General features: G+C 50.1%; 39 protein-coding genes and 1 pseudogene. 6 read left to right on the forward strand and 34 right to left on the reverse strand.

Annotated features, from left to right (window positions below; genetic code table 11):
- Positions 1 to 208 (reverse strand): hypothetical protein (locus CJP72_RS25690; protein WP_238340146.1); only part of this gene is annotated, 208 nt, incomplete at its 3' end.
- Between the two features lie 26 nt (positions 209 to 234).
- On the opposite strand from CJP72_RS25690, the gene CJP72_RS22200 reads away from it, so the two are divergent.
- Positions 235 to 789 carry a gamma carbonic anhydrase family protein gene (locus CJP72_RS22200; RefSeq protein WP_162383461.1) on the forward strand — a complete coding sequence of 185 codons (555 nt, stop codon included), beginning with the start codon at positions 235 to 237 and terminating at the stop codon, positions 787 to 789.
- Here CJP72_RS22200 and CJP72_RS22205 read toward each other — a convergent pair.
- Genes CJP72_RS22205 through dprA form a run of 6 tightly spaced genes read right to left on the reverse strand, consistent with a single transcriptional unit; the run spans position 765 to position 4,557 of the window.
- Positions 765 to 1,022: a DUF1488 domain-containing protein gene (locus CJP72_RS22205; protein ID WP_162383462.1), complete on the reverse strand. Its 258-nt coding sequence runs from the start codon at positions 1,020 to 1,022 to the stop codon at positions 765 to 767. The genes CJP72_RS22200 and CJP72_RS22205 overlap by 25 nt on opposite strands.
- Positions 1,019 to 1,837, reverse strand: a complete 819-nt coding sequence (gene aroE / locus CJP72_RS22210) for a shikimate dehydrogenase (protein WP_162383515.1) — start codon at positions 1,835 to 1,837, stop codon at positions 1,019 to 1,021. The genes CJP72_RS22205 and aroE overlap by 4 nt, the downstream gene beginning before the upstream one ends.
- A 4-nt stretch (positions 1,838 to 1,841) precedes the next feature.
- Positions 1,842 to 2,414, reverse strand: a complete 573-nt coding sequence (gene tsaC, locus CJP72_RS22215) for an L-threonylcarbamoyladenylate synthase type 1 TsaC (protein ID WP_162383463.1) — start codon at positions 2,412 to 2,414, stop codon at positions 1,842 to 1,844.
- Positions 2,407 to 2,961, reverse strand: coding sequence for a DNA topoisomerase family protein (locus CJP72_RS22220; protein ID WP_162383464.1), 555 nt, complete (start codon positions 2,959 to 2,961; stop codon positions 2,407 to 2,409). The genes tsaC and CJP72_RS22220 overlap by 8 nt, the downstream gene beginning before the upstream one ends.
- A gap of 26 nt (positions 2,962 to 2,987) precedes the next feature.
- A complete protein-coding gene (gene smg, locus CJP72_RS22225; RefSeq protein ID WP_162383465.1) occupies positions 2,988 to 3,461 on the reverse strand; it encodes a DUF494 family protein Smg in 474 nt (157 codons plus the stop codon).
- Positions 3,433 to 4,557, reverse strand: coding sequence for a DNA-protecting protein DprA (dprA, locus tag CJP72_RS22230; protein ID WP_162383466.1), 1,125 nt, complete (start codon positions 4,555 to 4,557; stop codon positions 3,433 to 3,435). The genes smg and dprA overlap by 29 nt, the downstream gene beginning before the upstream one ends.
- Positions 4,558 to 4,686: 129 nt before the next feature.
- On the opposite strand from dprA, the gene def reads away from it, so the two are divergent.
- The 5 genes from def (at position 4,687) to mscL (ending at position 9,453) form a co-directional block, all read left to right on the forward strand.
- Positions 4,687 to 5,196: a peptide deformylase gene (def, locus tag CJP72_RS22235; RefSeq protein ID WP_162383467.1), complete on the forward strand. Its 510-nt coding sequence runs from the start codon at positions 4,687 to 4,689 to the stop codon at positions 5,194 to 5,196.
- Between the two features lie 14 nt (positions 5,197 to 5,210).
- Positions 5,211 to 6,158 carry a methionyl-tRNA formyltransferase gene (fmt, locus tag CJP72_RS22240; RefSeq protein WP_162383468.1) on the forward strand — a complete coding sequence of 316 codons (948 nt, stop codon included), beginning with the start codon at positions 5,211 to 5,213 and terminating at the stop codon, positions 6,156 to 6,158.
- Between the two features lie 51 nt (positions 6,159 to 6,209).
- Positions 6,210 to 7,499 carry a 16S rRNA (cytosine(967)-C(5))-methyltransferase RsmB gene (gene rsmB / locus CJP72_RS22245; protein ID WP_162383469.1) on the forward strand — a complete coding sequence of 430 codons (1,290 nt, stop codon included), beginning with the start codon at positions 6,210 to 6,212 and terminating at the stop codon, positions 7,497 to 7,499.
- Between the two features lie 21 nt (positions 7,500 to 7,520).
- Entirely contained in the window at positions 7,521 to 8,897 is a 1,377-nt protein-coding gene (gene trkA, locus CJP72_RS22250; RefSeq protein WP_162383470.1) for a Trk system potassium transporter TrkA, read from the forward strand.
- A 145-nt stretch (positions 8,898 to 9,042) separates the two neighbouring features.
- Positions 9,043 to 9,453 carry a large-conductance mechanosensitive channel protein MscL gene (mscL, locus tag CJP72_RS22255; RefSeq protein ID WP_162383471.1) on the forward strand — a complete coding sequence of 137 codons (411 nt, stop codon included), beginning with the start codon at positions 9,043 to 9,045 and terminating at the stop codon, positions 9,451 to 9,453.
- Here mscL and CJP72_RS22260 read toward each other — a convergent pair.
- The 27 genes and pseudogenes from CJP72_RS22260 to rplB all read right to left on the reverse strand — a co-directional run bounded on the left by CJP72_RS22260 (position 9,450) and on the right by rplB (position 22,383).
- Positions 9,450 to 9,667: pseudogene (locus CJP72_RS22260) on the reverse strand (alternative ribosome-rescue factor A). The gene mscL and the pseudogene CJP72_RS22260 overlap by 4 nt on opposite strands.
- 55 nt (positions 9,668 to 9,722) lie before the next feature.
- Positions 9,723 to 10,148 carry a Zn(2+)-responsive transcriptional regulator gene (gene zntR, locus CJP72_RS22265; protein ID WP_162383472.1) on the reverse strand — a complete coding sequence of 142 codons (426 nt, stop codon included), beginning with the start codon at positions 10,146 to 10,148 and terminating at the stop codon, positions 9,723 to 9,725.
- A 10-nt stretch (positions 10,149 to 10,158) separates the two neighbouring features.
- A complete protein-coding gene (locus CJP72_RS22270; protein WP_162383473.1) occupies positions 10,159 to 10,527 on the reverse strand; it encodes a DnaJ family domain-containing protein in 369 nt (122 codons plus the stop codon).
- 107 nt (positions 10,528 to 10,634) lie between these two features.
- Positions 10,635 to 11,021 (reverse strand): 50S ribosomal protein L17, encoded by a 387-nt coding sequence (rplQ, locus tag CJP72_RS22275; RefSeq protein WP_001216372.1) that lies wholly within the window; start codon positions 11,019 to 11,021, stop codon positions 10,635 to 10,637.
- 40 nt (positions 11,022 to 11,061) lie between these two features.
- A complete protein-coding gene (locus tag CJP72_RS22280; protein WP_001162094.1) occupies positions 11,062 to 12,051 on the reverse strand; it encodes a DNA-directed RNA polymerase subunit alpha in 990 nt (329 codons plus the stop codon).
- 25 nt (positions 12,052 to 12,076) lie between these two features.
- Positions 12,077 to 12,697, reverse strand: a complete 621-nt coding sequence (gene rpsD, locus CJP72_RS22285) for a 30S ribosomal protein S4 (protein WP_000135224.1) — start codon at positions 12,695 to 12,697, stop codon at positions 12,077 to 12,079.
- A 33-nt stretch (positions 12,698 to 12,730) separates the two neighbouring features.
- The gene (rpsK, locus tag CJP72_RS22290) at positions 12,731 to 13,120 is read right to left on the reverse strand and encodes a 30S ribosomal protein S11 (RefSeq protein ID WP_001029684.1); all 390 of its coding nucleotides are present in this window, start codon (positions 13,118 to 13,120) and stop codon (positions 12,731 to 12,733) included.
- Between the two features lie 16 nt (positions 13,121 to 13,136).
- Complete coding sequence (gene rpsM, locus CJP72_RS22295) at positions 13,137 to 13,493, reverse strand: 30S ribosomal protein S13 (RefSeq protein ID WP_003031135.1); 357 nt, start codon at positions 13,491 to 13,493, stop codon at positions 13,137 to 13,139.
- A 146-nt stretch (positions 13,494 to 13,639) separates the two neighbouring features.
- Positions 13,640 to 13,756, reverse strand: a complete 117-nt coding sequence (rpmJ, locus tag CJP72_RS22300; protein WP_000868187.1) for a 50S ribosomal protein L36 — start codon at positions 13,754 to 13,756, stop codon at positions 13,640 to 13,642.
- Between the two features lie 31 nt (positions 13,757 to 13,787).
- A complete protein-coding gene (gene secY / locus CJP72_RS22305; RefSeq protein ID WP_001118864.1) occupies positions 13,788 to 15,119 on the reverse strand; it encodes a preprotein translocase subunit SecY in 1,332 nt (443 codons plus the stop codon).
- A 7-nt stretch (positions 15,120 to 15,126) separates the two neighbouring features.
- The gene (gene rplO, locus CJP72_RS22310) at positions 15,127 to 15,561 is read right to left on the reverse strand and encodes a 50S ribosomal protein L15 (RefSeq protein WP_162383474.1); all 435 of its coding nucleotides are present in this window, start codon (positions 15,559 to 15,561) and stop codon (positions 15,127 to 15,129) included.
- Positions 15,562 to 15,564: 3 nt separating this feature from the next.
- Complete coding sequence (rpmD, locus tag CJP72_RS22315; protein WP_001140434.1) at positions 15,565 to 15,744, reverse strand: 50S ribosomal protein L30; 180 nt, start codon at positions 15,742 to 15,744, stop codon at positions 15,565 to 15,567.
- 3 nt (positions 15,745 to 15,747) lie between these two features.
- A complete protein-coding gene (rpsE, locus tag CJP72_RS22320) occupies positions 15,748 to 16,251 on the reverse strand; it encodes a 30S ribosomal protein S5 (RefSeq protein WP_003031131.1) in 504 nt (167 codons plus the stop codon).
- 14 nt (positions 16,252 to 16,265) lie between these two features.
- On the reverse strand, positions 16,266 to 16,619 hold the full coding sequence (gene rplR / locus CJP72_RS22325; protein WP_000358956.1) for a 50S ribosomal protein L18: 354 nt from the start codon (positions 16,617 to 16,619) through the stop codon (positions 16,266 to 16,268).
- Between the two features lie 9 nt (positions 16,620 to 16,628).
- The gene (rplF, locus tag CJP72_RS22330) at positions 16,629 to 17,162 is read right to left on the reverse strand and encodes a 50S ribosomal protein L6 (protein WP_162383475.1); all 534 of its coding nucleotides are present in this window, start codon (positions 17,160 to 17,162) and stop codon (positions 16,629 to 16,631) included.
- A gap of 12 nt (positions 17,163 to 17,174) precedes the next feature.
- The gene (gene rpsH, locus CJP72_RS22335; protein WP_003031127.1) at positions 17,175 to 17,567 is read right to left on the reverse strand and encodes a 30S ribosomal protein S8; all 393 of its coding nucleotides are present in this window, start codon (positions 17,565 to 17,567) and stop codon (positions 17,175 to 17,177) included.
- Between the two features lie 33 nt (positions 17,568 to 17,600).
- Positions 17,601 to 17,906, reverse strand: coding sequence for a 30S ribosomal protein S14 (rpsN, locus tag CJP72_RS22340; RefSeq protein WP_012135425.1), 306 nt, complete (start codon positions 17,904 to 17,906; stop codon positions 17,601 to 17,603).
- 13 nt (positions 17,907 to 17,919) lie between these two features.
- The gene (rplE, locus tag CJP72_RS22345; protein ID WP_001096202.1) at positions 17,920 to 18,459 is read right to left on the reverse strand and encodes a 50S ribosomal protein L5; all 540 of its coding nucleotides are present in this window, start codon (positions 18,457 to 18,459) and stop codon (positions 17,920 to 17,922) included.
- A 14-nt stretch (positions 18,460 to 18,473) separates the two neighbouring features.
- Entirely contained in the window at positions 18,474 to 18,788 is a 315-nt protein-coding gene (gene rplX / locus CJP72_RS22350; protein ID WP_015962742.1) for a 50S ribosomal protein L24, read from the reverse strand.
- A gap of 10 nt (positions 18,789 to 18,798) precedes the next feature.
- Positions 18,799 to 19,170, reverse strand: coding sequence for a 50S ribosomal protein L14 (gene rplN / locus CJP72_RS22355; RefSeq protein WP_000613954.1), 372 nt, complete (start codon positions 19,168 to 19,170; stop codon positions 18,799 to 18,801).
- Between the two features lie 162 nt (positions 19,171 to 19,332).
- Positions 19,333 to 19,587, reverse strand: coding sequence for a 30S ribosomal protein S17 (gene rpsQ / locus CJP72_RS22360; protein ID WP_003031120.1), 255 nt, complete (start codon positions 19,585 to 19,587; stop codon positions 19,333 to 19,335).
- Positions 19,587 to 19,778 carry a 50S ribosomal protein L29 gene (gene rpmC, locus CJP72_RS22365; RefSeq protein WP_000644742.1) on the reverse strand — a complete coding sequence of 64 codons (192 nt, stop codon included), beginning with the start codon at positions 19,776 to 19,778 and terminating at the stop codon, positions 19,587 to 19,589. Before rpmC ends, rpsQ begins: the two co-directional genes overlap by 1 nt.
- Entirely contained in the window at positions 19,778 to 20,188 is a 411-nt protein-coding gene (gene rplP, locus CJP72_RS22370; protein ID WP_000941212.1) for a 50S ribosomal protein L16, read from the reverse strand. Before rplP ends, rpmC begins: the two co-directional genes overlap by 1 nt.
- Before the next feature lie 12 nt (positions 20,189 to 20,200).
- Complete coding sequence (gene rpsC, locus CJP72_RS22375) at positions 20,201 to 20,902, reverse strand: 30S ribosomal protein S3 (protein WP_000529945.1); 702 nt, start codon at positions 20,900 to 20,902, stop codon at positions 20,201 to 20,203.
- Between the two features lie 17 nt (positions 20,903 to 20,919).
- Entirely contained in the window at positions 20,920 to 21,252 is a 333-nt protein-coding gene (gene rplV / locus CJP72_RS22380) for a 50S ribosomal protein L22 (protein ID WP_002919773.1), read from the reverse strand.
- Between the two features lie 14 nt (positions 21,253 to 21,266).
- A complete protein-coding gene (gene rpsS, locus CJP72_RS22385) occupies positions 21,267 to 21,545 on the reverse strand; it encodes a 30S ribosomal protein S19 (protein WP_001138115.1) in 279 nt (92 codons plus the stop codon).
- Positions 21,546 to 21,561: 16 nt separating this feature from the next.
- Positions 21,562 to 22,383, reverse strand: a complete 822-nt coding sequence (gene rplB, locus CJP72_RS22390) for a 50S ribosomal protein L2 (RefSeq protein WP_162383476.1) — start codon at positions 22,381 to 22,383, stop codon at positions 21,562 to 21,564.
- Positions 22,384 to 22,400: the final 17 nt, after the last annotated feature.

The following is a 22,400-nucleotide window of genomic DNA, read 5'->3' on the forward strand; positions in this document are numbered from 1 at the left end:
CGGACCGGCTGTTTGTGTGAAGTGATTCACATCCGCCGTGTCGATGGAGGCGCATTATAGGGATCCGTGATTTTTGCACAAGGCTTTTTTCGATCTTTTTTTCTGATTGCTGTTTTTTCACCCCTTTCGTTCCATTCCTGCGCAATTCGCCTGATTTTTGATACTTAAATCGCTTGCACAGCGCCAATAATCCAACCAAAGTCATCATTACGGTTCTATTTTGTCGAGGTTAATATGTCTGACGTACTACGTCCTTATAAGGATCTTTTCCCTCAGATCGGACAACGAGTGATGATCGATACCCGCAGTGTCGTCATTGGCGATGTCCGTCTGGCGGATGATGTCGGTATCTGGCCGCTCGTTGCTATTCGCGGAGACGTGAATTACGTCGAGATCGGTGCCCGGACGAATATTCAGGATGGCAGCGTACTGCATGTCACCCATAAATCGACGTCCAACCCACAGGGTAATCCCCTGATCGTGGGTGAGGATGTGACTGTCGGACATAAGGTCATGCTACACGGCTGCATTATTGGCAACCGCGTCTTAGTCGGCATGGGTTCCATTCTGTTGGATGGCGCGGTAATAGAAGATGACGTTATGATCGGAGCTGGTAGCCTCGTACCGCAAAACAAACGTCTTGAGAGTGGATATCTTTATCTGGGAAGCCCGGTGAAACAAATCCGCCCATTGAGCGACGCGGAGAAAGCGGGTCTGCAATACTCCGCGAATAACTATGTGAAGTGGAAAGACGAATATCTCAGTCAGGACAACCAGATCCAACCGTGATCATCTTCTCGCTGGGACTGGATCAGTGCTTCAGCTTCTTCTTCCAGATCCCAGCGATGCTCACAAAAAGCAGCCAGCCATTGCTCTGGAGTATCGCCGCCAAAATGCTCCGCCAGTCTCTCGCCTTTGATCGCACACATGAGTTGCATACCATTGACCAGCGCAGGAAAGCTGACAGCGTCTATATCTGCGTTCCACTCTTCTCTGTCCGGGAACTGGATAGCCTGATTCATGCCGATAACTCCTGTTGCAGCAAGTTAATCACTGGCTCAACGTCTGGTAATACACCGTGCCAAAGCAAAACAGCGTGCGCCGCTTGCCCCACCAGCATGCCCAGACCATCAGCGTAAGATCTGGCCCCTTTCTCTATACACCAGGTAAGAAACGGCGTATTCCCTTTCTGATAGAACATGTCATAGCAATAAACGGAAGGATGAACGAGGGATGCAGGAATAGCAGGAACATCACCACTGATCCCGCTGGATGTAGCGTTAATGATCAGATCGAACTCATGATCCACCAGCGCATCTATTTTCAGTGACTGAACACTCCCCATATGGGCAAAAATTTTCGCCAGTTCTTCCGCACGCGAAGCCGTACGGTTCACTATCGTTACTGCGCAATCCATCGAAAGTAGCGGTAACAATACGCCACGGGAAGCGCCGCCCGCGCCAATGAGCAAAACGCGCGCGCCCGGCCGGATGAAAGACAAGCGTTCAAGATCGCTTAATAGCCCAATACCGTCAGTGTTATCACCCAGTATGCGCCCATCCTCAAGCTTTTTAAGCGTGTTGACTGCACCGGCAAGAGCTGCGCGTTCCGTTAATTCATCTGCTCGCGCGAACGCTTCCTCTTTAAAAGGAACGGTAACATTCGCCCCTTTTCCCCCTTCAGCAAAGAAGGTATTCAGCGTACCGATAAAATCATTGATCGGCGCTAGTACACGACCATATGGATGTTCAATTTGCAGTTGCTGCGCAAAATGCTGATGAATGAACGGCGACTTACTGTGTGCGATCGGATTACCAAAAACGGCATAGGTTTCCATCATCTTACCCCTGTCGAAACAATTCACCCGTCAGGGCATCACGAATTTCAGATGGATTCAAACGACCTCCCGTTTCACCTTCAACAACAGGGAAGTCTGCCCCAAACTGCTCCCGTACTTCTTCAACAGTACGGCATGGTGGCAATCCACTCAGGTTGGCACTGGTAGAAACTAGCGGCTTACCATAAGCCTGGCATAAGGCAACCACCAGGGGATGGTCGGTGACGCGCACGGCCAAAGATTCAAACCGACCTGTTAGCCAGCGAGGCGTAGATGCCGGGGCTGGAAAAACAAACGTGACAGGGCCTGGCCAGCGAGCAAACACGGCTTCCCGTTGGGCATCCGTTAGCATGCTGTCATCAATATAAGATTTAAGCTGCTCAAAATTTGCCGCGATTAAAATGAGACCTTTATCAACAGGTCGCTGTTTCAGTTCCAACAATCGAGTGACCGCTGTTTCGCTATCGGGATCGCACCCGACACCGAAGACGGCTTCTGTTGGATAGGCGATGACATTTTCTTTATTCAGTATCTCTATCGCGGTGGCGATAGCGTCTGATGGCAGGTTCTTATTCACTTTTTATATCCGCCGGTAACGGCTTTCCACATTGTTTACTGGCACAGACGTGTTTCACACCCTGAGCAGTTTTCTTTTCGATAAGTAGAGGGTAGTGGCACTCAGGACACTCTCCCGCTATTGGTTTGAAGTTAATGACAAACTGACATTCAGGATAGCGATCGCAGGAATGAAAGGTTTTGCCATAACGGGAACGGCGCTGAACCAGATGACCCGTCCGGCACTGAGGGCAGGTAATCGCGGTTTCATCAGGTTTATCGATAAGTTCGGTATGCCCACATGCGGGATAATCGCTGCAACCAATAAACATACCGAACCGCCCCTGCCGCAACACAAGTTCAGCACCGCATGCAGGACAGAACTTACCCTCCAGAACTTTGACAATATGTCCGTCCGCTGACGATTTCAGAGGACGGACATAATCACATTCCGGATACTGCGAACAGCCGAGAAACGCACCGTGTTTCCCGGAACGAATAACAAGTTCAGCCCCGCATTGCGGACAGGGCTCATTTTTACGCACCGTGAACAGTGCTGATTTAGCCATAACAACTCATGTTGAATGAAGATCGTTTAATGCAGCATACCTTCATTCACTTCAAAGAGTAATTCTTCCATTTGTTGATATGCATTTTCACAACCAGGAATGTTGAACAGAACCATCAGGATCACCCACTTTAGGTCTTCCAGGTCGAATTCTACCGTATCCAGTGCGAGCACACGTTCAATGACCATTTCCCGTGTCTCAAGGTTTAGCACCTGTATCTGCTCCAGGAATAACAAGAATCCCCGGCAACTGGAATCCAGGCGATCGCACTCTTCAGTAGTATAAATACGTACAGAGAGTGGATCTGAGGCAAGTTGCATGGGTTCAGCGAGGCCTTCCTGATAGTCAGCAAGCTTTTCCAGCCACAATAACGCGTTGTAGATGTCTTCACGATCAAAACCAGCGTCGGTAAGATCCCGTTCCAGTTTGTCCTGATCCACACGCAATTCAGCTTCGTTATGGATGTATGTCTCAAACAAATACATTAGTACGTCGAACATGGCCTGCCCTCCTCAATCGGACATAGCCGCCGGGTACAGCTGCGATCCATCCTGCTAACTCCAGTTCGAGTAGCTGAGCCACTACTTCTGGCACAGGTTGGCCGGCACGTTCAGCGACGACGTCAACAGGTGTTGCCTCATCTCCTACGTTAGCCAGGAGCTCAGGAAATGGCAATGCCACCGCTTCGTGATCTGGTGAATAAAGTGAATTTTCAGTCTCACCTGGCAACCAATGTAACCCGTATTGCATATTTTCGAGTATATCCTCTGGCGCAGTCACAAGTGTGGCTCCCTGCTTTACCAACCAATGGGGACCTTCACTCCCTGGACTGCCTATCGGCCCTGGTAAAGCAAAAACCTCTCGCCCTTGCTCCATCGCACAACGTGCGGTAACCAGAGACCCGCTGCGCAGAGCTGCCTCAATCACCAATACGCCTTTACTGAGGCCACTAATAATACGATTTCGTCGGGGAAAATTATGCGCTAATGGAGGTGTCGCCAGCGTAAACTCAGAGATCAGAGCCCCTCCCATACCGATGATGTTTTCTGCAAGCTGAGCATGGCGACGCGGATGTATGGTCAACAGACCATTACCCAATACGGCAACGCTTTTCCCATTTACACTTAGCGCGGCTTTATGTGCGACACCATCGATACCGAGCGCCAGCCCGCTGGTCACCGTTATCCCTACTGCAGCAAGCTTTTCACAAAATACACGCCCCCATCGTTCACCATACCAGGAGTGTGAGCGACTTCCCACGACGGCAAGCTGGATAGAATCAAGGCATTCAGGTCCCCCTGCGACAAAGAGCGCGCCGGGGTAGTCCTCAATCGCACGAAGTTGCGGAGGATAATACTTACTCTCTGTCGTAATGAAATAGTGATGAGGCCGCGTTAACCAATCTTGCGCAATGTCTAGTTCCTTTTGCGGGAGTGTTAAAAAGCGTTCAGCCTGACGAATCGAGAATCCTGCATTGTGCAGCAATGCAGAGTCGATATGGGTCTGATTAATCAGAAAATTGGCCATGCGTACCATTGTATCGCCATACATTTCACTGACGCGCATTAGGCGTAACCAAACTTCGATATGAGTCATCCTTCTCCCCCTGCCACACACGGTCCTGGCAATCCTTGCGATTGGTCAGTGATGCTGTCAATCAGCAGGGGTTTTGTCTAGAATAGAGGTAATAATCTTTCCAACTCCTGAACACAACTCTGGATAACTATGTCAGTTTTGCAAGTGTTACATATTCCGGACGAGCGCCTTCGCAAAGTCGCAAAACCGGTAGAAGAAGTGAATGCAGAAATTCAGCGTATCGTCGATGATATGTTCGAGACGATGTACGCCGAAGAAGGTATTGGCCTGGCGGCAACGCAGGTCAATATTCATCAACGTATTATTGTGATTGATGTGTCAGAGAACCGTGATGAACGCCTGGTACTCATCAATCCAGAGTTGCTGGAAAAATACGGTGAAACCGGTATTGAGGAAGGCTGCCTCTCTATTCCAGAACAGCGAGCGTTAGTGCCGCGTGCAGAGAAGGTAAAAATTCGCGCACTCGATCGCGATGGCCAGCCTTTTGAACTGGAAGCGGATGGCCTGCTGGCGATTTGTATTCAGCATGAGATGGATCATCTGGTCGGTAAACTTTTTATTGATTATCTGTCGCCGCTGAAACAACAACGTATTCGTCAGAAAGTTGAAAAACTCGACCGCCTGAACGCCCGAGCTTAAGGACAAGAATCAACGTGTCAGACTCACTACGTATCATATTTGCGGGAACACCTGACTTTGCAGCGCGTCATCTCGACGCGCTGTTGTCTTCAGGACATAACGTCGTCGGTGTGTTTACCCAACCAGACCGCCCGGCAGGACGCGGCAAAAAGCTGATGCCCAGCCCAGTGAAAGTACTGGCCGCAGAGAAAGGTATTCCGATTTTTCAGCCTGTCTCTTTACGCCCGCAGGAAAACCAGCAACTGGTCGCCGACTTAAACGCTGATGTGATGGTCGTAGTGGCTTATGGCCTGATTCTGCCAAAAGCGGTACTGGACATGCCACGTCTTGGTTGCATCAACGTTCACGGTTCCCTGCTCCCTCGTTGGCGAGGTGCCGCACCTATTCAGCGTTCGCTGTGGGCTGGAGACACTGAAACGGGTGTAACCATTATGCAAATGGATGTCGGCCTGGATACTGGTGACATGCTCTATAAACTTGCATGCCCAATCACGGCAGAAGATACCAGCGGCACGCTGTATGACAAACTGGCGAATCTGGGTCCGCAAGGGCTAATCAATACACTCAAGCAACTCGCCGCAGGTACCGCAAGGCCTGAAGTACAAAACGACGCTCTGGTTACCCATGCCGAGAAACTCAGCAAAGAAGAAGCCCGCATAGACTGGTCTCTCTCTGCCGCACAGTTAGAACGTTGCATTCGTGCCTTTAATCCCTGGCCGATGAGCTGGCTGGAAATCGAGGGGCAACCCGTGAAAGTCTGGCAGGCATCAGTCATTGAGGCCTCCACGCAGGCAGAACCCGGTACCATCCTTGAGGCAACAAAACAAGGAATCCAGGTCGCGACGGGCAGCGGCATTCTGAACCTACTCTCATTGCAACCCGCTGGGAAAAAGGCGATGAGCGCCCAGGATATACTAAATTCACGTCGGGAATGGTTTATTCCGGGCAACCGTCTGGCCTGACAGCCCCCCTCAATACGCCCGGTGTAGCCGGGCATTTTTATTTTTACGGTTATGAAAAAACAATTTAATTTACGTAGCATCGCGGCGCAAGCCATTGAGCAGGTCATTGAGCAGGGGCAATCGCTTAGCAATGTTCTGCCCCCCTTACAGCAAAAGGTTTCTGATAAAGACAAAGCTCTTCTCCAGGAGTTGTGCTTTGGTGTATTGCGCTCGCTTTCGCAATTAGACTGGCTGATCAACAAGTTAATGTCTCGCCCGATGACCGGTAAGCAGCGTACCGTACATTATCTGATTATGGTGGGTTTCTACCAATTGTTGTACACCCGCATTCCTCCCCATGCAGCTCTGGCGGAAACAGTAGAAGGGGCGGTTGCTATTAAGCGCCCACAGCTTAAAGGGCTAATCAACGGGGTATTGCGCCAGTTTCAGCGCCAGCAAGAAGAGTTATTGGCTGAGTTTGCCAGCAGCGATGCGCGTTTTTTACATCCTTCCTGGCTGTTAAAACGTTTACAAAAAGCGTATCCCGCGCAATGGGAAGCAATTGTGGATGCCAACAATCAACGCCCACCAATGTGGTTACGTGTGAACCGCACGCACCATTCGCGCGAAAGTTGGCTGGCATTGCTGGAAGAAGCAGGTATGACAGGCTTTACTCATCCTGCTTATCCTGACGCCGTTCGCCTGGAAACACCGGTACCCGTTCATGCTTTACCTGGCTTTGAAGCAGGTTGGGTCACGGTTCAGGATGCATCCGCTCAGGGCTGTATTACTTACCTCTCACCAAAAAACGGTGAGCAGATTTTGGATCTTTGTGCAGCCCCTGGCGGTAAAACAACGCACATTCTCGAAGCAGCTCCAGACGCACACGTTATGGCCGTTGATATTGATGAGACGCGACTTTCTCGCGTCTATGACAACCTGAAACGTCTGGGCATGAAAGCGAGCGTCAAGCAAGGTGACGGCCGTTATCCTGCACAATGGTGCGGCGAACAGCAATTTGATCGCATTCTGCTGGATGCCCCCTGTTCCGCCACTGGCGTTATTCGTCGCCATCCAGACATCAAGTGGCTACGTCGTGACCGTGATATTGCTGAACTTGCTCAGTTGCAGTCTGAAATCCTTGATGCTGTATGGCCACATCTGAAACCTGGCGGTACGCTGGTTTACGCTACCTGTTCCATTCTGCCGGAAGAAAACAGTCAGCAGATTAAAGCCTTCCTACAACGTACCCCAGAGGCTACGTTACAGGAGACAGGTACACCTGATAATCCAGGATTGCAAAATCTGCCAGGACTGGAAGAAGGTGATGGCTTCTTTTACGCTAAGCTAATCAAAAAGTGATGAGATAACGGGTCGCGACTGATGAAAATTATCATTCTTGGCGCAGGGCAGGTTGGCGGTACGCTGGCTGAAAACCTGGTCGGAGAGAACAACGATATCACGGTGGTCGATACCAACGGTGAGCGCTTGCGCAGTTTGCAGGACAAATTCGATCTTCGTGTGGTACAAGGGCACGGTTCCCATCCTCGTGTACTGCGTGAAGCGGGAGCTGATGATGCGGACATGCTTGTCGCCGTTACCAGTTCAGATGAAACCAATATGGTCGCCTGCCAGGTCGCCTATTCTCTCTTCAACACTCCGAACCGTATCGCACGAATTCGTTCACCAGACTATGTCCGCGATGCGGATAAGCTATTCCATACCGACGCGGTTCCTATCGATCACCTCATCGCACCAGAACAATTAGTCATTGATAATATCTATCGACTGATTGAGTACCCAGGCGCATTGCAGGTGGTCAATTTCGCGGAAGGCAAAGTCAGTCTGGCAGTGGTAAAAGCCTATTACGGCGGTCCGCTGATTGGAAACGCGTTATCCACAATGCGTGAACATATGCCGCATATCGATACCCGTGTTGCAGCAATTTTTCGCCACGACAGACCGATTCGTCCACAAGGATCCACGATTGTCGAAGCGGGTGACGAAGTCTTCTTTATCGCCGCCTCTCAGCACATTCGAGCCGTGATGAGTGAATTGCAACGTCTGGAAAAACCTTACAAGCGCATCATGCTGGTCGGTGGCGGTAATATCGGTGCAGGCCTTGCGCGGCGTCTGGAAAAAGATTACAGCGTGAAGTTGATTGAACGTAATCAGCAACGTGCAGCCGAACTTGCCGAGAAACTACAGAATACGATTGTCTTCTTTGGCGATGCTTCAGATCAAGAATTATTAGCGGAAGAACATATCGATCAAGTTGATCTGTTCATCGCGGTCACCAACGACGATGAAGCGAATATTATGTCGGCGATGCTCGCCAAACGGATGGGGGCCAAAAAGGTGATGGTGCTGATTCAGCGTCGTGCCTATGTCGACCTTGTTCAGGGCAGCGTGATTGATATTGCAATTTCACCACAGCAGGCAACTATCTCCGCACTACTCAGTCATGTACGTAAAGCTGACATTGTCGGGGTCTCTTCATTACGACGTGGTGTTGCGGAGGCCATAGAAGCCGTTGCACACGGCGATGAGACGACTTCTCGCGTCGTGGGTCGCGTGATCGATGAAATAAAACTTCCTCCGGGTACGATCATAGGTGCGGTTGTCAGAGGAAATGATGTAATGATTGCCAACGATAATCTGCGTATTGAGCAGGGCGATCATGTCATTATGTTCCTGACAGACAAAAAGTTTATTACCGACGTTGAACGTTTATTCCAGCCAAGTCCTTTCTTCCTGTAATTTAAAAAAGGCATCATTTCGGTGCCTTTTTTAATTCCCTTTATTTATCAAGGTTTAATTTATTTTCCGAAAGAGAATATGCTTGAATGGAAAATACTTTAACATTTGTTAAACTTAGACTCGTCAGCTGCTTAGGGAGAATAAAATGAGCATAATTAAAGAGTTTCGCGAATTCGCGATGCGCGGAAATGTTGTGGATTTGGCAGTGGGTGTCATTATTGGTGCGGCATTCGGTAAAATTGTTTCGTCACTGGTTGCCGATATCATCATGCCCCCTCTGGGATTATTAATTGGTGGGATCGACTTTAAACAATTTGCCGTCACATTGCGTGCTGCGCAGGGAGATATCCCGGCAGTCGTCATGCATTATGGTGTATTTATTCAGAACATCATTGATTTTGTTATTGTTGCGTTTGCCATATTTATGGCGATCAAGCTAATTAATAAACTTAATCGTAAGAAAGAGGAACCGGCTGCAGCACCTGCACCGTCGAAAGAAGAAGTGTTGCTTACCGAAATCCGCGACCTGCTGAAAGAACAAAATACGCGTTCTTAACACGTCGCTGAAAGCAGAAGGCCAGTGGTAAGAACGTGATTTACACTCTTGCCACTGGCCTCCCAGTTACCCCGATTGCCACGCTTGCCCTTTCGCAGATAACTTCCTTTTCCTTTCTTATTTTTTCTACACGCTGTCTGAACAAAGGGTCATGCAGTAATGCCTCAATAGCATTGTCCTTTATCTGCCCTTTCGTATGCTGATAACGACTCATAATTTCTCCGGTGGTATGTTTTATGGCGCGAGTGTAAGCGCCTTCGTTCAATAAATCAACAGCCCATTTTGACTCCACTGGCCCCTTGTTCCAGTGCCTCCAGAATCGAACAATACACGCTACTGTGCGCTTTGCCACAGCAGGCATCATTGAGTCTTTGCAGTGAACGCTGCATGGTTTGCAGTTCTGCTATTCTGGCTTCTACTTCCTTCAGTCGCTCCTGCACAATCCCCTTCGATTCCTGACACGTGTGATGTTCCGGATCAACACGGATCGAAAGTAGCTCGCGGATCGACTCAAGCGTAAAACCAAGCTGACGCGCATAACGAATAAATTTAAGCCGCTGAAGATCGCTTTCGGTATAAAGCCGAAATCCCCCTTCGGTGCGCACTTCATGCTCCATCATTTGCTGCTTTTCATAATAGCGGATGGTATCAGGCGTCACTTCCGCCAGTTTTGCCAATTCTCCGATGCGGTACATAACCACTCCGTTATTGATTGTTGATTTTATGCATGAGTTTGTCTGCATATTCTCCACGTAAGAACTCGGTGCTCAAACCGGCCTGTCTCAGTTTTAACTCGAGCAATGACAGACGTCGGCTGACTTCCTGATATTGCGGATCGTTCTTACTGATACCCTTGAGTATATCAAGTAACTGAATGGCCTCTCTGCGTTGTTCCAGCTCAGGGGGCAAGCATCCGGCATTTTTTAGTAAGCGATAACCAACACGAAGATCGTCCGGCACATGCGAGTCATCATCAAGCATAAGCGCTTTTCCGCTACCAGGAAGGTTATCAAACTCGCCTTTGGATTGCGCATCGACAATATGGCGCTCTGCCCACTGGTCAAGTAACCACATATGACACTCCAGGGGATGAACAAAAAGAGAACAGATAGTGTAGATAGGTGGAGATATAACAGATATAAAAAAACCCGCCGGGGCGGGTTTTTTTACGTTACTACAGATTACTCTGCAGCAGCTTCTGCTTTCGACTCAGAGCGATCAACCAGCTCGATGTATGCCATCGGCGCGTTGTCACCTGCACGGAAGCCACACTTCAGAATGCGAGTGTAACCACCGGCGCGGCTCGCGAAACGCGGGCCCAGCTCGTTAAACAGTTTTGCCACGATCTCGTTATCACGAGTGCGGGCGAATGCCAGACGACGATTAGCTACGCTATCAGTCTTGGCAAGAGTAATCAGCGGCTCAACTACGCGACGCAGCTCTTTCGCTTTAGGCAGGGTCGTCTTGATGATTTCATGACGAACCAGTGAACCTGCCATGTTGCGGAACATTGCCTGGCGATGGCTGCTGTTGCGGTTCAGTTGACGACCACTCTTACGATGGCGCATGACCTTATCCTTCTCAGTAAAACCTTAACCTGTGATCCGGTTACTCGTCAGCGATGCTTGCCGGTGGCCAGTTTTCCAGGCGCATGCCCAGAGACAGTCCACGGGAAGCCAGCACGTCTTTAATCTCAGTAAGAGATTTTTTACCAAGGTTAGGCGTCTTAAGAAGCTCAACCTCAGTACGCTGTACCAGATCACCGATATAGTGGATAGCTTCTGCTTTAAGGCAGTTAGCAGAGCGGACAGTCAATTCCAGATCGTCAACAGGGCGCAGCAGGATCGGATCGAATTCTGGTTTCTCTTCTTTCACTTCTGGCTGACGTACATCACGTAAGTCAACAAAAGCTTCCAGTTGTTCAGCCAGGATGGTTGCCGCACGACGAATCGCCTCTTCAGGATCGATTGTACCGTTGGTTTCCATTTCGATGACCAGCTTGTCCAGGTCGGTACGCTGTTCTACACGCGCTGCTTCAACATTGTAGGCAATACGCTCTACAGGGCTGTAGCATGCGTCGACCAGCAGACGGCCGATTGGGCGCTCATCTTCTTCCGAATGAATTCGGGTAGAAGCCGGCACATAACCACGACCGCGCTGAACTTTGATACGCATGCTAATAGACGCGTTCTCATCGGTCAGGTGGCAGATCACGTGCTGCGGCTTGACGATTTCGACATCCCCATCATGGGTGATATCGGCTGCAGTCACAGGGCCAATGCCAGATTTATTCAAGGTAAGAATAACTTCATCTTTACCCTGAACTCTCACCGCCAGCCCTTTCAGGTTGAGCAGGATTTCCAGGATATCTTCCTGAACGCCTTCTTTGGTGCTGTACTCATGCAGTACACCATCAATCTCAACCTCGGTCACCGCGCAACCCGGCATCGATGAGAGCAGAATACGGCGCAGTGCGTTACCCAGAGTATGGCCAAAGCCACGCTCTAAAGGCTCAAGGGTCACCTTGGCGTGCGTCGAACTCACTTGCTCGATATCTACCAGGCGCGGTTTTAGAAACTCTGTCACAGAACCCTGCATTGTGTCCTCTCTTTGGTACTAAGCTTTACTTGGAGTAAAGCTCGACGATCAGGTGTTCGTTAATGTCCGCAGACAGATCAGAACGCTCAGGCTTACGCTTAAACGTACCTTCCATCTTGCCAGCATCAACTTCCAGCCAGGTTGGCTTTTCACGCTGCTCAGCCAGCTCCAGAGCGGCTTTCACGCGAGACTGCTTCTTCGCTTTCTCACGAATGCTAACAACGTCATTCGGACTAACCTGATAAGAAGCGATGTTAACAACACGACCGTTTACCATAATTGCTTTATGGCTTACCAGCTGACGTGCTTCTGCACGAGTGGCGCCGAAGCCCATACGGTATACAACGTTGTCCAGACGACCTTCCAGCAGAGCCAACAGGTTTTCACCGGTGTTGCCTTTCAGACGTGCTGCTTCTTTGTAGTAGTTACGGAACTGACGCTCCAGCACACCGTAGATACGGCGAACTTTTTGCTTTTCACGCAACTGCACACCATAGTCAGACAGACGCGGTTTACGCGCACCGTGCTGGCCAGGAGCTTGTTCAATTTTACACTTGGTATCGATCGCGCGAACGCCAGACTTAAGGAATAAGTCGGTGCCCTCACGACGGCTCAGCTTGAGCTTAGGACCCAAATATCTTGCCATTTTCTTTCTCCAACAAACCTGGAAACGACAGCGTTATACGCGGCGTTTTTTCGGCGGACGACAACCGTTATGAGGGATCGGAGTCACATCAGTAATATTAGTGATGCGGAAACCAGCGGCATTCAGTGCACGAATAGTAGATTCGCGACCTGGACCCGGTCCTTTGACCATAACTTCCAGATTCTTGATGCCGTATTCTTTAACGGCGTCAGCGCAACGCTCTGCTGCAACCTGAGCTGCAAACGGAGTGGATTTGCGAGAACCACGGAAACCGGAACCACCGGCTGTTGCCCAACCCAGCGCGTTACCCTGACGATCAGTGATAGTCACGATGGTGTTGTTGAAAGAAGCATGGATATGAGCCACGCCGTCAGAGACTTGTTTTCTTACACGTTTACGTGCACGAATTGGTGCCTTTGCCATTATTCAATCACCCCGATTATTTCTTGATCGGTTTGCGCGGACCCTTACGGGTACGTGCGTTGGTCTTGGTACGCTGACCGCGAACCGGGAGACCACGACGATGACGCAAACCGCGATAGCAACCAAGGTCCATAAGGCGCTTGATGCTCATGCTAACTTCACGGCGCAGATCACCTTCAACGACAAATTTGGCAACTTCGTCACGCAGCGTGTCGATTTGTTCTTCAGACAGCTCACTGATCTTAACATCTTCAGCGATACCCGCTGCAGCCAAAATGGCCTTGGAACGGGTCTTGCCGACGCCGTAGATCGAAGTTAATGCGATCACAGCATGTTTCTGATCAGGAATGTTAATGCCTGCTATACGGGCCACTATGCACTCCTACTATTTAATATGTACGCACCATGCTGAAAAGCCCGTTTTCAGGATACTCAAATGGAAACGCACAGACATACAAAAGATTGGCTGGCTAATCTAGCCAGCTCAACCCAACTTTGCAAGAAAAATATGCGAATAAATCAGCCTTGGCGCTGTTTATGCTTCGGCTCGGCACTGCAAATCACACGGATGACACCATCACGCTTAACGATTTTGCAGTTACGGCATAATTTCTTGACGGAAGCACGAACTTTCATTTTTACTCTCCGTAACTTCTCGGGCGACCAATTATCGGCCGTAGCCTTTCAGGTTCGCCTTCTTCAATGCAGACTCGTACTGACTTGACATCATTAGAGTTTGCACTTGAGCCATAAAGTCCATAATCACGACAACAACGATAAGCAGTGAGGTCCCACCGAAGTAGAACGGTACTTTCATTGCATCACGCATGAACTCCGGGATCAGGCAGATAAAGGTAATATAGAGCGCACCGACCAGGGTCAGGCGGGTCATTACTTTATCGATATACTTCGCCGTTTGCTCTCCCGGACGAATTCCTGGTACAAATGCACCGGACTTCTTCAGGTTATCTGCTGTTTCACGCGGGTTGAAAACCAACGCCGTGTAGAAGAAACAGAAGAAGATGATTGCAGACGCATAGAGTAACACATAAAGCGGTTGCCCAGGCTGCAAATACAGCGAAATTGTTGTCAGCCAGTTCCAACCGGTTCCGCCCCCGAACCATGACGCGATGGTTGCTGGGAACAGAATGATACTGGAAGCGAAAATTGCCGGGATGACCCCCGCCATATTCACTTTCAGCGGTAAATGTGTGCTCTGTGCAGCATAGACACGACGACCTTGCTGACGTTTCGCGTAGTTTACCACAATGCGGCGTTGACCACGTTCAACAAATACAACAAAGAACGTCACTGCAAATACTAATACTGCAACCAACAGCAACACGAGGAAGTGCAGGTCGCCTTGACGCGCTTGCTCGATAGTATGGGCAATGGCTGGCGGGAGTCCCGCAACAATACCGGCGAAGATAATGATCGAAATACCGTTTCCGATACCACGTTCAGTAATCTGTTCGCCTAGCCACATCAGGAACATAGTCCCCGTAACCAGACTCACAACAGCGGTGAAATAGAATGCAAAGCCAGGGTTCATTACCAGGCCCTGCATACCAGGCATATTCGGTAGACCGGTAGCAATACCGATCGACTGGAATATCGCCAGCACCAGAGTACCGTAGCGGGTGTACTGGCTGATCTTACGACGACCAGACTCCCCTTCTTTCTTGATTTCTGCCAACGTTGGGTGAACCACCGTCAGCAGCTGGATAATAATCGATGCCGAAATGTACGGCATGATACCCAGAGCAAAAATAGAAGCACGGCTGAGAGCACCACCAGAGAACATGTTGAACATTTCAATGATGGTGCCTCGCTGTTGCTCAAGCAGTTTGGCAAGTACAGCGGCATCAATACCAGGGATCGGAATGAAAGAGCCAATACGGAACACAATCAGCGCGCCGATTACAAACAGCAGTCTGCGTTTCAGCTCGCCTAAGCCACCTTTGGCACTTTGAAAATCTAATCCCGGTTGTTTAGCCATCTGCTACTTATTCCTCGATTTTACCGCCAGCAGCTTCGATAGCAGCACGAGCGCCTTTAGTAACACGCAGGCCACGAACAGTTACCGGAGTAGAAACTTCACCAGCCAGGATCACTTTCGCGAACTCGATCTGGATACCGATAATGTTAGCTGCTTTCAGCGTGTTCAGGTCTACAACGCCGCCTTCTACTTTAGCCAGGTCAGACAGACGAACTTCGGCTGTAATCGCTGCTTTACGAGAAGTGAAGCCGAATTTCGGCAGACGACGGTACAGAGGCATCTGACCACCCTCGAAACCGCGACGTACGCCACCGCCAGAACGAGACTTCTGACCTTTGTGACCACGACCACCGGTTTTACCGAGGCCAGAACCGATACCACGACCCAGGCGTTTACCCGCCTTTTTGGAGCCTTCGGCCGGAGACAGAGTATTTAAACGCATCTCTTACTCCTCAACTTTAACCATGAAGGAAACCGCGTTGACCATACCACGAACAGCAGGAGTATCCTCGCGTTCTACGGTGTGACCAATACGACGCAGACCCAGGCCAAGCAGCGTTGCCTTGTGTTTCGGCAGACGACCGATTGCACTGCGGGTTTGAGTAATTTTAATAGTCTTTGCCATGGTTTATTTCCCCAGAATTTCTTCAACGGATTTACCACGCTTGGCAGCGACCATTTCCGGAGATTTCATATTTTCCAGACCATCGATAGTTGCACGAACCACGTTAATCGGGTTGGTGGAACCATACGCTTTAGCCAGAACGTTACGAACTCCAGCGACTTCCAGGACGGCGCGCATTGCACCACCGGCGATGATACCGGTACCTTCAGAAGCCGGCTGCATGAATACACGAGAACCCGTGTGAGTACCCTTAACTGGGTGCTGCAGGGTGCCGTGGTTCAGCGCGACGTTAATCATATTGCGACGGGCTTTTTCCATCGCTTTCTGGATCGCTGCTGGAACTTCACGCGCTTTACCGTAACCAAAACCAACGCGGCCATTACCATCACCAACAACAGTCAGAGCTGTGAAGGAGAAAATACGACCACCTTTAACGGTTTTAGATACGCGGTTTACCGCGATCAGCTTTTCCTGCAGTTCGCCAGCTTGTTTTTCGATGTGAGCCATCTTACACCTCTACCTTAGAACTGAAGGCCAGCTTCACGGGCAGCATCTGCCAGTGCCTGGACACGACCATGATATTGGAACCCGGAACGGTCAAAGGAAACATCTTTGATGCCTTTTTCCAGAGCGCGTTCGGCAACAGCTTTACCCACAGCTGCAGCAGCGTCTTTGTTACCGGTGTACTTCAGTTGTTCAGCGATAGCTTTTTCTACAGTAGAAGCAGCTACCAGAACTTCAGAACCGTTCGGTGCAATTACCTGTGCGTAAATATGACGCGGGGTACGATGTACCACCAGGCGAGTTGCGCCCAGCTCTTTGAGCTTGCGGCGTGCGCGGGTCGCACGACGGATACGAGCAGATTTCTTATCCATAGTGTTACCTTACTTCTTCTTAGCCTCTTTGGTACGCACGACTTCGTCGGCGTAACGAACACCCTTGCCTTTGTAAGGCTCAGGACGACGGTAGGCGCGCAGATCTGCTGCAACCTGGCCGATCACCTGCTTATCAGCGCCTTTCAGCACGATTTCAGTTTGAGTCGGGCACTCTGCAGTGATCCCTGCCGGCAGCTCATGATCAACAGGGTGAGAGAAACCCAGAGACAGGTTTACTACATTCCCTTTGACCGCTGCACGATAACCTACACCAACCAGCTGCAGCTTCTTAGTGAAGCCTTCGGTAACACCGATAACCATTGAGTTCAGCAGGGCACGCGCGGTACCAGCCTGAGCCCAGCCGTCTGCGTAACCATCACGCGGACCGAAGGTCAGTGCATTATCTGCATGATTAACTTCAACAGCATCGTTGAGAGTACGAGTCAGCTCGCCGTTTTTACCTTTGATCGTAATAACCTGACCGTTGATTTTTACATCAACGCCGGCAGGAACAACGACCGGTGCTTTAGCAACACGAGACATTTTTTCCTCCGATTAGGCTACGTAGCAGATAATTTCGCCACCAAGACCAGCCTGGCGCGCTGCACGATCAGTCATAACACCTTTAGAGGTAGAAACAACTGCGATACCCATGCCGGCCATAACTTTCGGCAGCTCATCTTTACGTTTGTAGATGCGCAGACCTGGGCGGCTGACACGCTGAATGCTTTCTACAACAGCTTTACCCTGGAAATACTTAAGAGTCAGTTCCAGTTCCGGCTTGGTGTCGCCTTCAACTTTAAAATCTTCAATAAAACCTTCTTCCTTCAGCACGTTGGCAATTGCCACTTTCAGCTTGGAGGAAGGCATGGTGACCGCAGCTTTGTTCGCGGCCTGACCGTTACGGATACGGGTCAGCATATCCGCGATCGGATCTTGCATGCTCATCTGTCTTTACTCCCGTGATTCAATTGGTGACAATTACCAGCTAGCCTTTTTCAAGCCTGGCACTTCACCGCGCATGGCGGCTTCACGCAGCTTAATACGGCTCAACCCGAACTTGCCCACATAACCATGTGGACGACCTGTTTGACGGCAGCGATTACGCTGACGAGACGGGCTGGAATCACGCGGCAGAGTCTGCAGCTTGAGAACGGCATTCCAACGATCTTCGTCGGAAGCGTTCACATCAGAGATGATCGCTTTCAGTTCAGCGCGTTTCGCGAAGTATTTATCAGCTAAAGCTACGCGTTTTACTTCGCGTGCTTTCATTGATTGCTTAGCCATTAGTAACCCTACCTTACTTGCGGAACGGGAAGTCAAAGGCAGCCAGCAGAGCACGGCCTTCTTCGTCAGATTTCGCAGTAGTGGTAATGGTAATATCCAAACCACGCACGCGGTCGACTTTATCGTAGTCGATTTCTGGGAAGATGATCTGCTCACGGACACCCATGCTGTAGTTACCACGACCGTCGAAAGACTTAGCGGACAAGCCACGGAAGTCACGGATACGTGGAACAGCAATAGTGATCAGGCGCTCAAAGAACTCCCACATGCGTTCGCCACGCAGAGTTACTTTACAGCCGATCGGATAGCCCTGACGGATTTTGAAGCCTGCAACTGATTTGCGTGCTTTGGTGATCAACGGTTTTTGACCGGAGATTGCTGTCAGGTCAGCTGCTGCGTTATCCAGCAGTTTCTTGTCAGCGATCGCTTCACCAACACCCATGTTCAGGGTGATCTTCTCGACCCGAGGGACTTGCATGACAGAATTGTAGTTAAACTCAGTCATGAGTTTCTTAACTACTTCGTCTTTGTAGTAATCATGCAGTTTCGCCATCGTACTACTCCAAATTACTTGATAGTTTCGCTATTAGATTTGAAGAAACGGACTTTTTTACCGTCTTCGAATCTAAAGCCTACACGGTCAGCCTTGCCGGTTGCCGCATTGAAGATTGCAATGTTAGAGATCTGAATAGCTGCTTCTTTCTCTACGATGCCGCCTGGTTGGTTCAGAGCCGGAACCGGCTTCTGGTGCTTCTTAACCAGGTTGATACCTTCAACAATGACCTTGCCGGAAGACAGGACATTCTTAACTTTACCGCGTTTACCTTTATCTTTACCGGTTAACACGATAACTTCGTCATCACGACGGATTTTCGCTGCCATGATTCGCTCCTTAGAGTACTTCTGGTGCCAGAGAGATAATTTTCATGAACTTCTCGTTGCGAAGTTCACGAGTTACCGGCCCAAAAATACGCGTACCGATAGGCTGCTCACTGTTATTGTTTAAAATAACGCATGCATTACCATCGAAGCGAATGACAGAACCGTCCGGGCGACGAACACCCTTCTTGGTGCGCACCACTACCGCCTTCAGCACATCACCTTTTTTGACCTTACCACGCGGAATTGCTTCCTTGATGGTGATCTTGATGATGTCGCCTACGCCTGCGTAGCGACGGTGCGAGCCACCCAGAACCTTGATACACATTACGCGACGTGCACCGGAGTTGTCGGCGACGTTCAGCATAGTCTGTTCTTGGATCATTTTAGTGCTCCGCTAATGTCAACTACTACTGAGACCCGAATATCAGGTCGTTAAAAAGCCCCATATTGAGGGCGCAGCATTATAACACCGCTCAAACGATATGGGTAGAAAAAATAAACGGCTCATTGCTGAGCCGTTTATTCGTTGAGAATGCATACTCTATTACAGAACAGCTTTCTCTACAACGCGAACCAGCGTCCAGGACTTAGTCTTGGACAGCGGACGGCATTCGCGGATTTCAACCACGTCACCGGTACCGCATTCGTTGTTCTCGTCATGTACGTGCAGTTTGGTCGTACGCTTAATGAATTTACCGTAGATCGGGTGTTTCACAAAACGTTCGATAGCAACAACAATGGATTTCTCCATTTTGTCGCTAACAACGCGACCTTGCAGAGTACGGATTTTATCGGTCATTACGCACCCGCCTTCTCAGTCAGTAAAGTCTTAACGCGTGCGACATCACGACGCACTTGCTTCAACAGGTGAGACTGTTGCAGCTGGCCACTTGCAGCCTGCATACGCAGGTTGAACTGCTCACGCAGCAGATTCAGAAGCTCGGTGTTCAGCTCTTCAACACTCTTCTCACGCAGCTCTTTTGCTTTCATTACATCACCGTCTTAGTTACAAAGGTGGTTTTAATCGGCAGTTTCGCTGCTGCCAGCTTGAATGCTTCACGGGCCAGCTCTTCCGGTACACCGTCCATTTCATACAGGACTTTACCCGGCTGAATCAAGGCAACCCAATACTCCACGTTACCTTTACCTTTACCCATACGCACTGCCAGCGGCTTTTCAGTGATCGGTTTGTCCGGGAATACACGGATCCAGATCTTACCTTGACGCTTAACTGCACGGGTCATAGCACGACGTGCTGCTTCGATCTGACGGGCAGTCAGACGACCACGGCCAACAGCTTTCAGACCGAAGCTGCCGAAGCTAACATCCGTACCCTGCGCCAGACCGCGGTTACGGCCTTTGTGCATTTTACGGAATTTTGTACGCTTTGGTTGTAACATCAGCGACGCTCCTTATTTACGGCCTTTACGCTGCTGCTTTTTAGGTTGAGCAGCCGGTTTTTCCGGTTGTTCAACAGCAGCCATACCACCCAGGATCTCGCCTTTGAAGATCCACACTTTAACGCCGATTACACCGTAAGTGGTGTGCGCTTCAGAGGTGTTGTAGTCGATGTCAGCACGCAGAGTGTGCAGAGGAACGCGACCTTCGCGGTACCATTCGGTACGTGCGATTTCCGCGCCGCCCAGACGGCCGCTAACTTCAACTTTAATACCTTTAGCGCCCAGACGCATTGCGTTCTGTACAGCACGCTTCATCGCACGACGGAACATAACACGACGTTCCAGCTGAGAAGTGATGCTGTCAGCAACCAGTTTTGCGTCCAGTTCAGGTTTACGTACTTCGGCGATGTTGATCTGTGCAGGAACGCCAGCGATATCCGCTACGACCTTACGCAGTTTTTCTACGTCTTCGCCTTTCTTACCGATAACGATACCCGGACGAGCGGTGTGAATGGTCACACGGATGCTCTTAGCCGGACGCTCGATAACGATACGAGATACAGACGCTTTAGCCAGTTCCTTAGTCAGGTACTGACGTACTTTAAAATCGCTGTCCAGGTTGTCAGCGAATTCTTTGGTGTTCGCAAACCAAGTAGAGTTCCATGGTTTTACAATACCCAGGCGAATACCATTAGGATGTACTTTCTGACCCATTGCTAGTCTCCAGAGTCTCAGCGATCGGACACAACCACAGTAATGTGGCTGGTGCGCTTCAGGATGCGATCTGCACGACCTTTTGCACGCGGCATAATGCGCTTCATGCTCGGGCCTTCGTCTACGAAAATTTTCGCAACTTTCAGATCGTCAATGTCAGCGCCATCGTTGTGTTCAGCGTTAGCAATGGCAGATTCCAGAACTTTCTTGACCAGTACAGCCGCTTTCTTATTGGTGTAGGTCAGAATATCCAGGGCCTGCGACACTTTCTTACCGCGAATCAGGTCAGCAACAAGGCGAACCTTCTGAGCAGAAGAACGAGCATGGCGATGTTGAGCTAAAGTTTCCATCTCTTCCTCCTACCTTATTTCTTCTTCGCTTTTTTATCAGCAGCGTGGCCGCGATAAGTACGAGTCGGTGCGAATTCACCCAGTTTGTGACCGACCATTTCGTCGGAAACAAATACCGGAACGTGCTGACGACCATTATGGACAGCGATGGTCAAACCGATCATGTTAGGAAAGATCGTTGAACGACGGGACCAAGTGCGCAGGGGCTTCTTGTCTCCGCTTTCCACCGCTTTCTCTACCTTCTTCAGCAAGTGCAGGTCAATAAAAGGACCTTTCTTGAGAGAACGTGGCATGGCTTATCCTCTAAAATTATTTGCTACGGCGACGTACGATGAATTTATCAGTACGCTTGTTGCTGCGGGTCTTCTTACCTTTGGTCTGAACGCCCCACGGAGTTACCGGGTGCTTACCAAAGTTACGACCTTCACCACCACCATGTGGGTGGTCGACTGGGTTCATCGCAGTACCGCGAACGGTAGGACGAACACCACGCCAGCGTGCAGCACCTGCTTTACCCAGAACGCGCAGCATATGCTCAGCATTGCCAACTTCGCCCAGAGTTGCACGGCAGTCTGCTTCGACTTTACGCATTTCACCAGAACGCAGACGCAGGGTGACATAAGCACCGTCACGAGCAACGATCTGAACGTAAGTACCAGCGGAACGTGCCAACTGACCGCCTTTACCTGGTTTCATTTCTACGTTATGAACGGTAGAACCAACCGGGATATTGCGCATCGGCAGGGTGTTACCTGCTTTGATTGCAGCATCAACGCCAGACTGAACCTGGTCGCCAGCTTTCAGGCCTTTAGGGGCCAGGATGTAACGGCGTTCGCCATCTTTGTACAGAACCAGCGCGATGTTCGCGGAACGGTTCGGATCGTACTCAAGACGTTCAACAACTGCCGGGATACCATCTTTGTTGCGTTTGAAGTCAACCAGACGGTATGCCTGCTTGTGGCCACCACCAATATGACGAGTGGTGATACGGCCATTGTTGTTACGACCACCGGATTTGCTGTTTTTTTCCAGCAACGGAGCAAAAGGTTTGCCCTTGTGCAGCTCAGGGTTAACCACTTTAACGACGTGGCGACGACCCGGAGATGTCGGTTTACATTTAACAACTGCCATTGTATTACTCCTCCGAC

The sequence above is a fragment of the Citrobacter sp. NCU1 genome (assembly GCF_010231475.1).
In the GTDB taxonomy this organism is placed as follows: domain Bacteria; phylum Pseudomonadota; class Gammaproteobacteria; order Enterobacterales; family Enterobacteriaceae; genus Citrobacter_D.

Bases quoted from the DNA above. Each gene is read 5' to 3' on its own strand.
- rplQ (WP_001216372.1), bottom strand. From the start codon at position 11,021: ATGCGCCATCGTAAGAGTGGTCGTCAACTGAACCGCAACAGCAGCCAT.
- rplV (WP_002919773.1), bottom strand. From the start codon at position 21,252: ATGGAAACTTTAGCTCAACATCGCCATGCTCGTTCTTCTGCTCAGAAG.
- rpsN (WP_012135425.1), bottom strand. From the start codon at position 17,906: ATGGCTAAGCAATCAATGAAAGCACGCGAAGTAAAACGCGTAGCTTTA.
- trkA (WP_162383470.1), top strand. From the start codon at position 7,521: ATGAAAATTATCATTCTTGGCGCAGGGCAGGTTGGCGGTACGCTGGCT.
- rplR (WP_000358956.1), bottom strand. From the start codon at position 16,619: ATGGATAAGAAATCTGCTCGTATCCGTCGTGCGACCCGCGCACGCCGC.
- rplF (WP_162383475.1), bottom strand. From the start codon at position 17,162: ATGTCTCGTGTTGCTAAAGCACCGGTCGTTGTTCCTGCCGGCGTTGAT.
- CJP72_RS22200 (WP_162383461.1), top strand. From the start codon at position 235: ATGTCTGACGTACTACGTCCTTATAAGGATCTTTTCCCTCAGATCGGA.
- rplX (WP_015962742.1), bottom strand. From the start codon at position 18,788: ATGGCAGCGAAAATCCGTCGTGATGACGAAGTTATCGTGTTAACCGGT.
- rpsE (WP_003031131.1), bottom strand. From the start codon at position 16,251: ATGGCTCACATCGAAAAACAAGCTGGCGAACTGCAGGAAAAGCTGATC.
- aroE (WP_162383515.1), bottom strand. From the start codon at position 1,837: ATGGAAACCTATGCCGTTTTTGGTAATCCGATCGCACACAGTAAGTCG.
- rpsQ (WP_003031120.1), bottom strand. From the start codon at position 19,587: ATGACCGATAAAATCCGTACTCTGCAAGGTCGCGTTGTTAGCGACAAA.
- rpsK (WP_001029684.1), bottom strand. From the start codon at position 13,120: ATGGCAAAGGCACCAATTCGTGCACGTAAACGTGTAAGAAAACAAGTC.
- def (WP_162383467.1), top strand. From the start codon at position 4,687: ATGTCAGTTTTGCAAGTGTTACATATTCCGGACGAGCGCCTTCGCAAA.
- rplB (WP_162383476.1), bottom strand. From the start codon at position 22,383: ATGGCAGTTGTTAAATGTAAACCGACATCTCCGGGTCGTCGCCACGTC.
- CJP72_RS22220 (WP_162383464.1), bottom strand. From the start codon at position 2,961: ATGGCTAAATCAGCACTGTTCACGGTGCGTAAAAATGAGCCCTGTCCG.
- rsmB (WP_162383469.1), top strand. From the start codon at position 6,210: ATGAAAAAACAATTTAATTTACGTAGCATCGCGGCGCAAGCCATTGAG.
- rplP (WP_000941212.1), bottom strand. From the start codon at position 20,188: ATGTTACAACCAAAGCGTACAAAATTCCGTAAAATGCACAAAGGCCGT.
- zntR (WP_162383472.1), bottom strand. From the start codon at position 10,148: ATGTACCGCATCGGAGAATTGGCAAAACTGGCGGAAGTGACGCCTGAT.
- rpsD (WP_000135224.1), bottom strand. From the start codon at position 12,697: ATGGCAAGATATTTGGGTCCTAAGCTCAAGCTGAGCCGTCGTGAGGGC.
- rplN (WP_000613954.1), bottom strand. From the start codon at position 19,170: ATGATCCAAGAACAGACTATGCTGAACGTCGCCGACAACTCCGGTGCA.
- dprA (WP_162383466.1), bottom strand. From the start codon at position 4,557: ATGACTCATATCGAAGTTTGGTTACGCCTAATGCGCGTCAGTGAAATG.
- rplE (WP_001096202.1), bottom strand. From the start codon at position 18,459: ATGGCGAAACTGCATGATTACTACAAAGACGAAGTAGTTAAGAAACTC.
- rpmC (WP_000644742.1), bottom strand. From the start codon at position 19,778: ATGAAAGCAAAAGAGCTGCGTGAGAAGAGTGTTGAAGAGCTGAACACC.
- rpmJ (WP_000868187.1), bottom strand. From the start codon at position 13,756: ATGAAAGTTCGTGCTTCCGTCAAGAAATTATGCCGTAACTGCAAAATC.
- rpsH (WP_003031127.1), bottom strand. From the start codon at position 17,567: ATGAGCATGCAAGATCCGATCGCGGATATGCTGACCCGTATCCGTAAC.
- secY (WP_001118864.1), bottom strand. From the start codon at position 15,119: ATGGCTAAACAACCGGGATTAGATTTTCAAAGTGCCAAAGGTGGCTTA.
- rpsC (WP_000529945.1), bottom strand. From the start codon at position 20,902: ATGGGTCAGAAAGTACATCCTAATGGTATTCGCCTGGGTATTGTAAAA.
- smg (WP_162383465.1), bottom strand. From the start codon at position 3,461: ATGTTCGACGTACTAATGTATTTGTTTGAGACATACATCCATAACGAA.
- rpmD (WP_001140434.1), bottom strand. From the start codon at position 15,744: ATGGCAAAGACTATTAAAATTACTCAAACCCGCAGTGCAATCGGTCGT.
- rplO (WP_162383474.1), bottom strand. From the start codon at position 15,561: ATGCGTTTAAATACTCTGTCTCCGGCCGAAGGCTCCAAAAAGGCGGGT.
- rpsS (WP_001138115.1), bottom strand. From the start codon at position 21,545: ATGCCACGTTCTCTCAAGAAAGGTCCTTTTATTGACCTGCACTTGCTG.
- CJP72_RS22280 (WP_001162094.1), bottom strand. From the start codon at position 12,051: ATGCAGGGTTCTGTGACAGAGTTTCTAAAACCGCGCCTGGTAGATATC.
- CJP72_RS22205 (WP_162383462.1), bottom strand. From the start codon at position 1,022: ATGAATCAGGCTATCCAGTTCCCGGACAGAGAAGAGTGGAACGCAGAT.
- mscL (WP_162383471.1), top strand. From the start codon at position 9,043: ATGAGCATAATTAAAGAGTTTCGCGAATTCGCGATGCGCGGAAATGTT.
- CJP72_RS22270 (WP_162383473.1), bottom strand. From the start codon at position 10,527: ATGTGGTTACTTGACCAGTGGGCAGAGCGCCATATTGTCGATGCGCAA.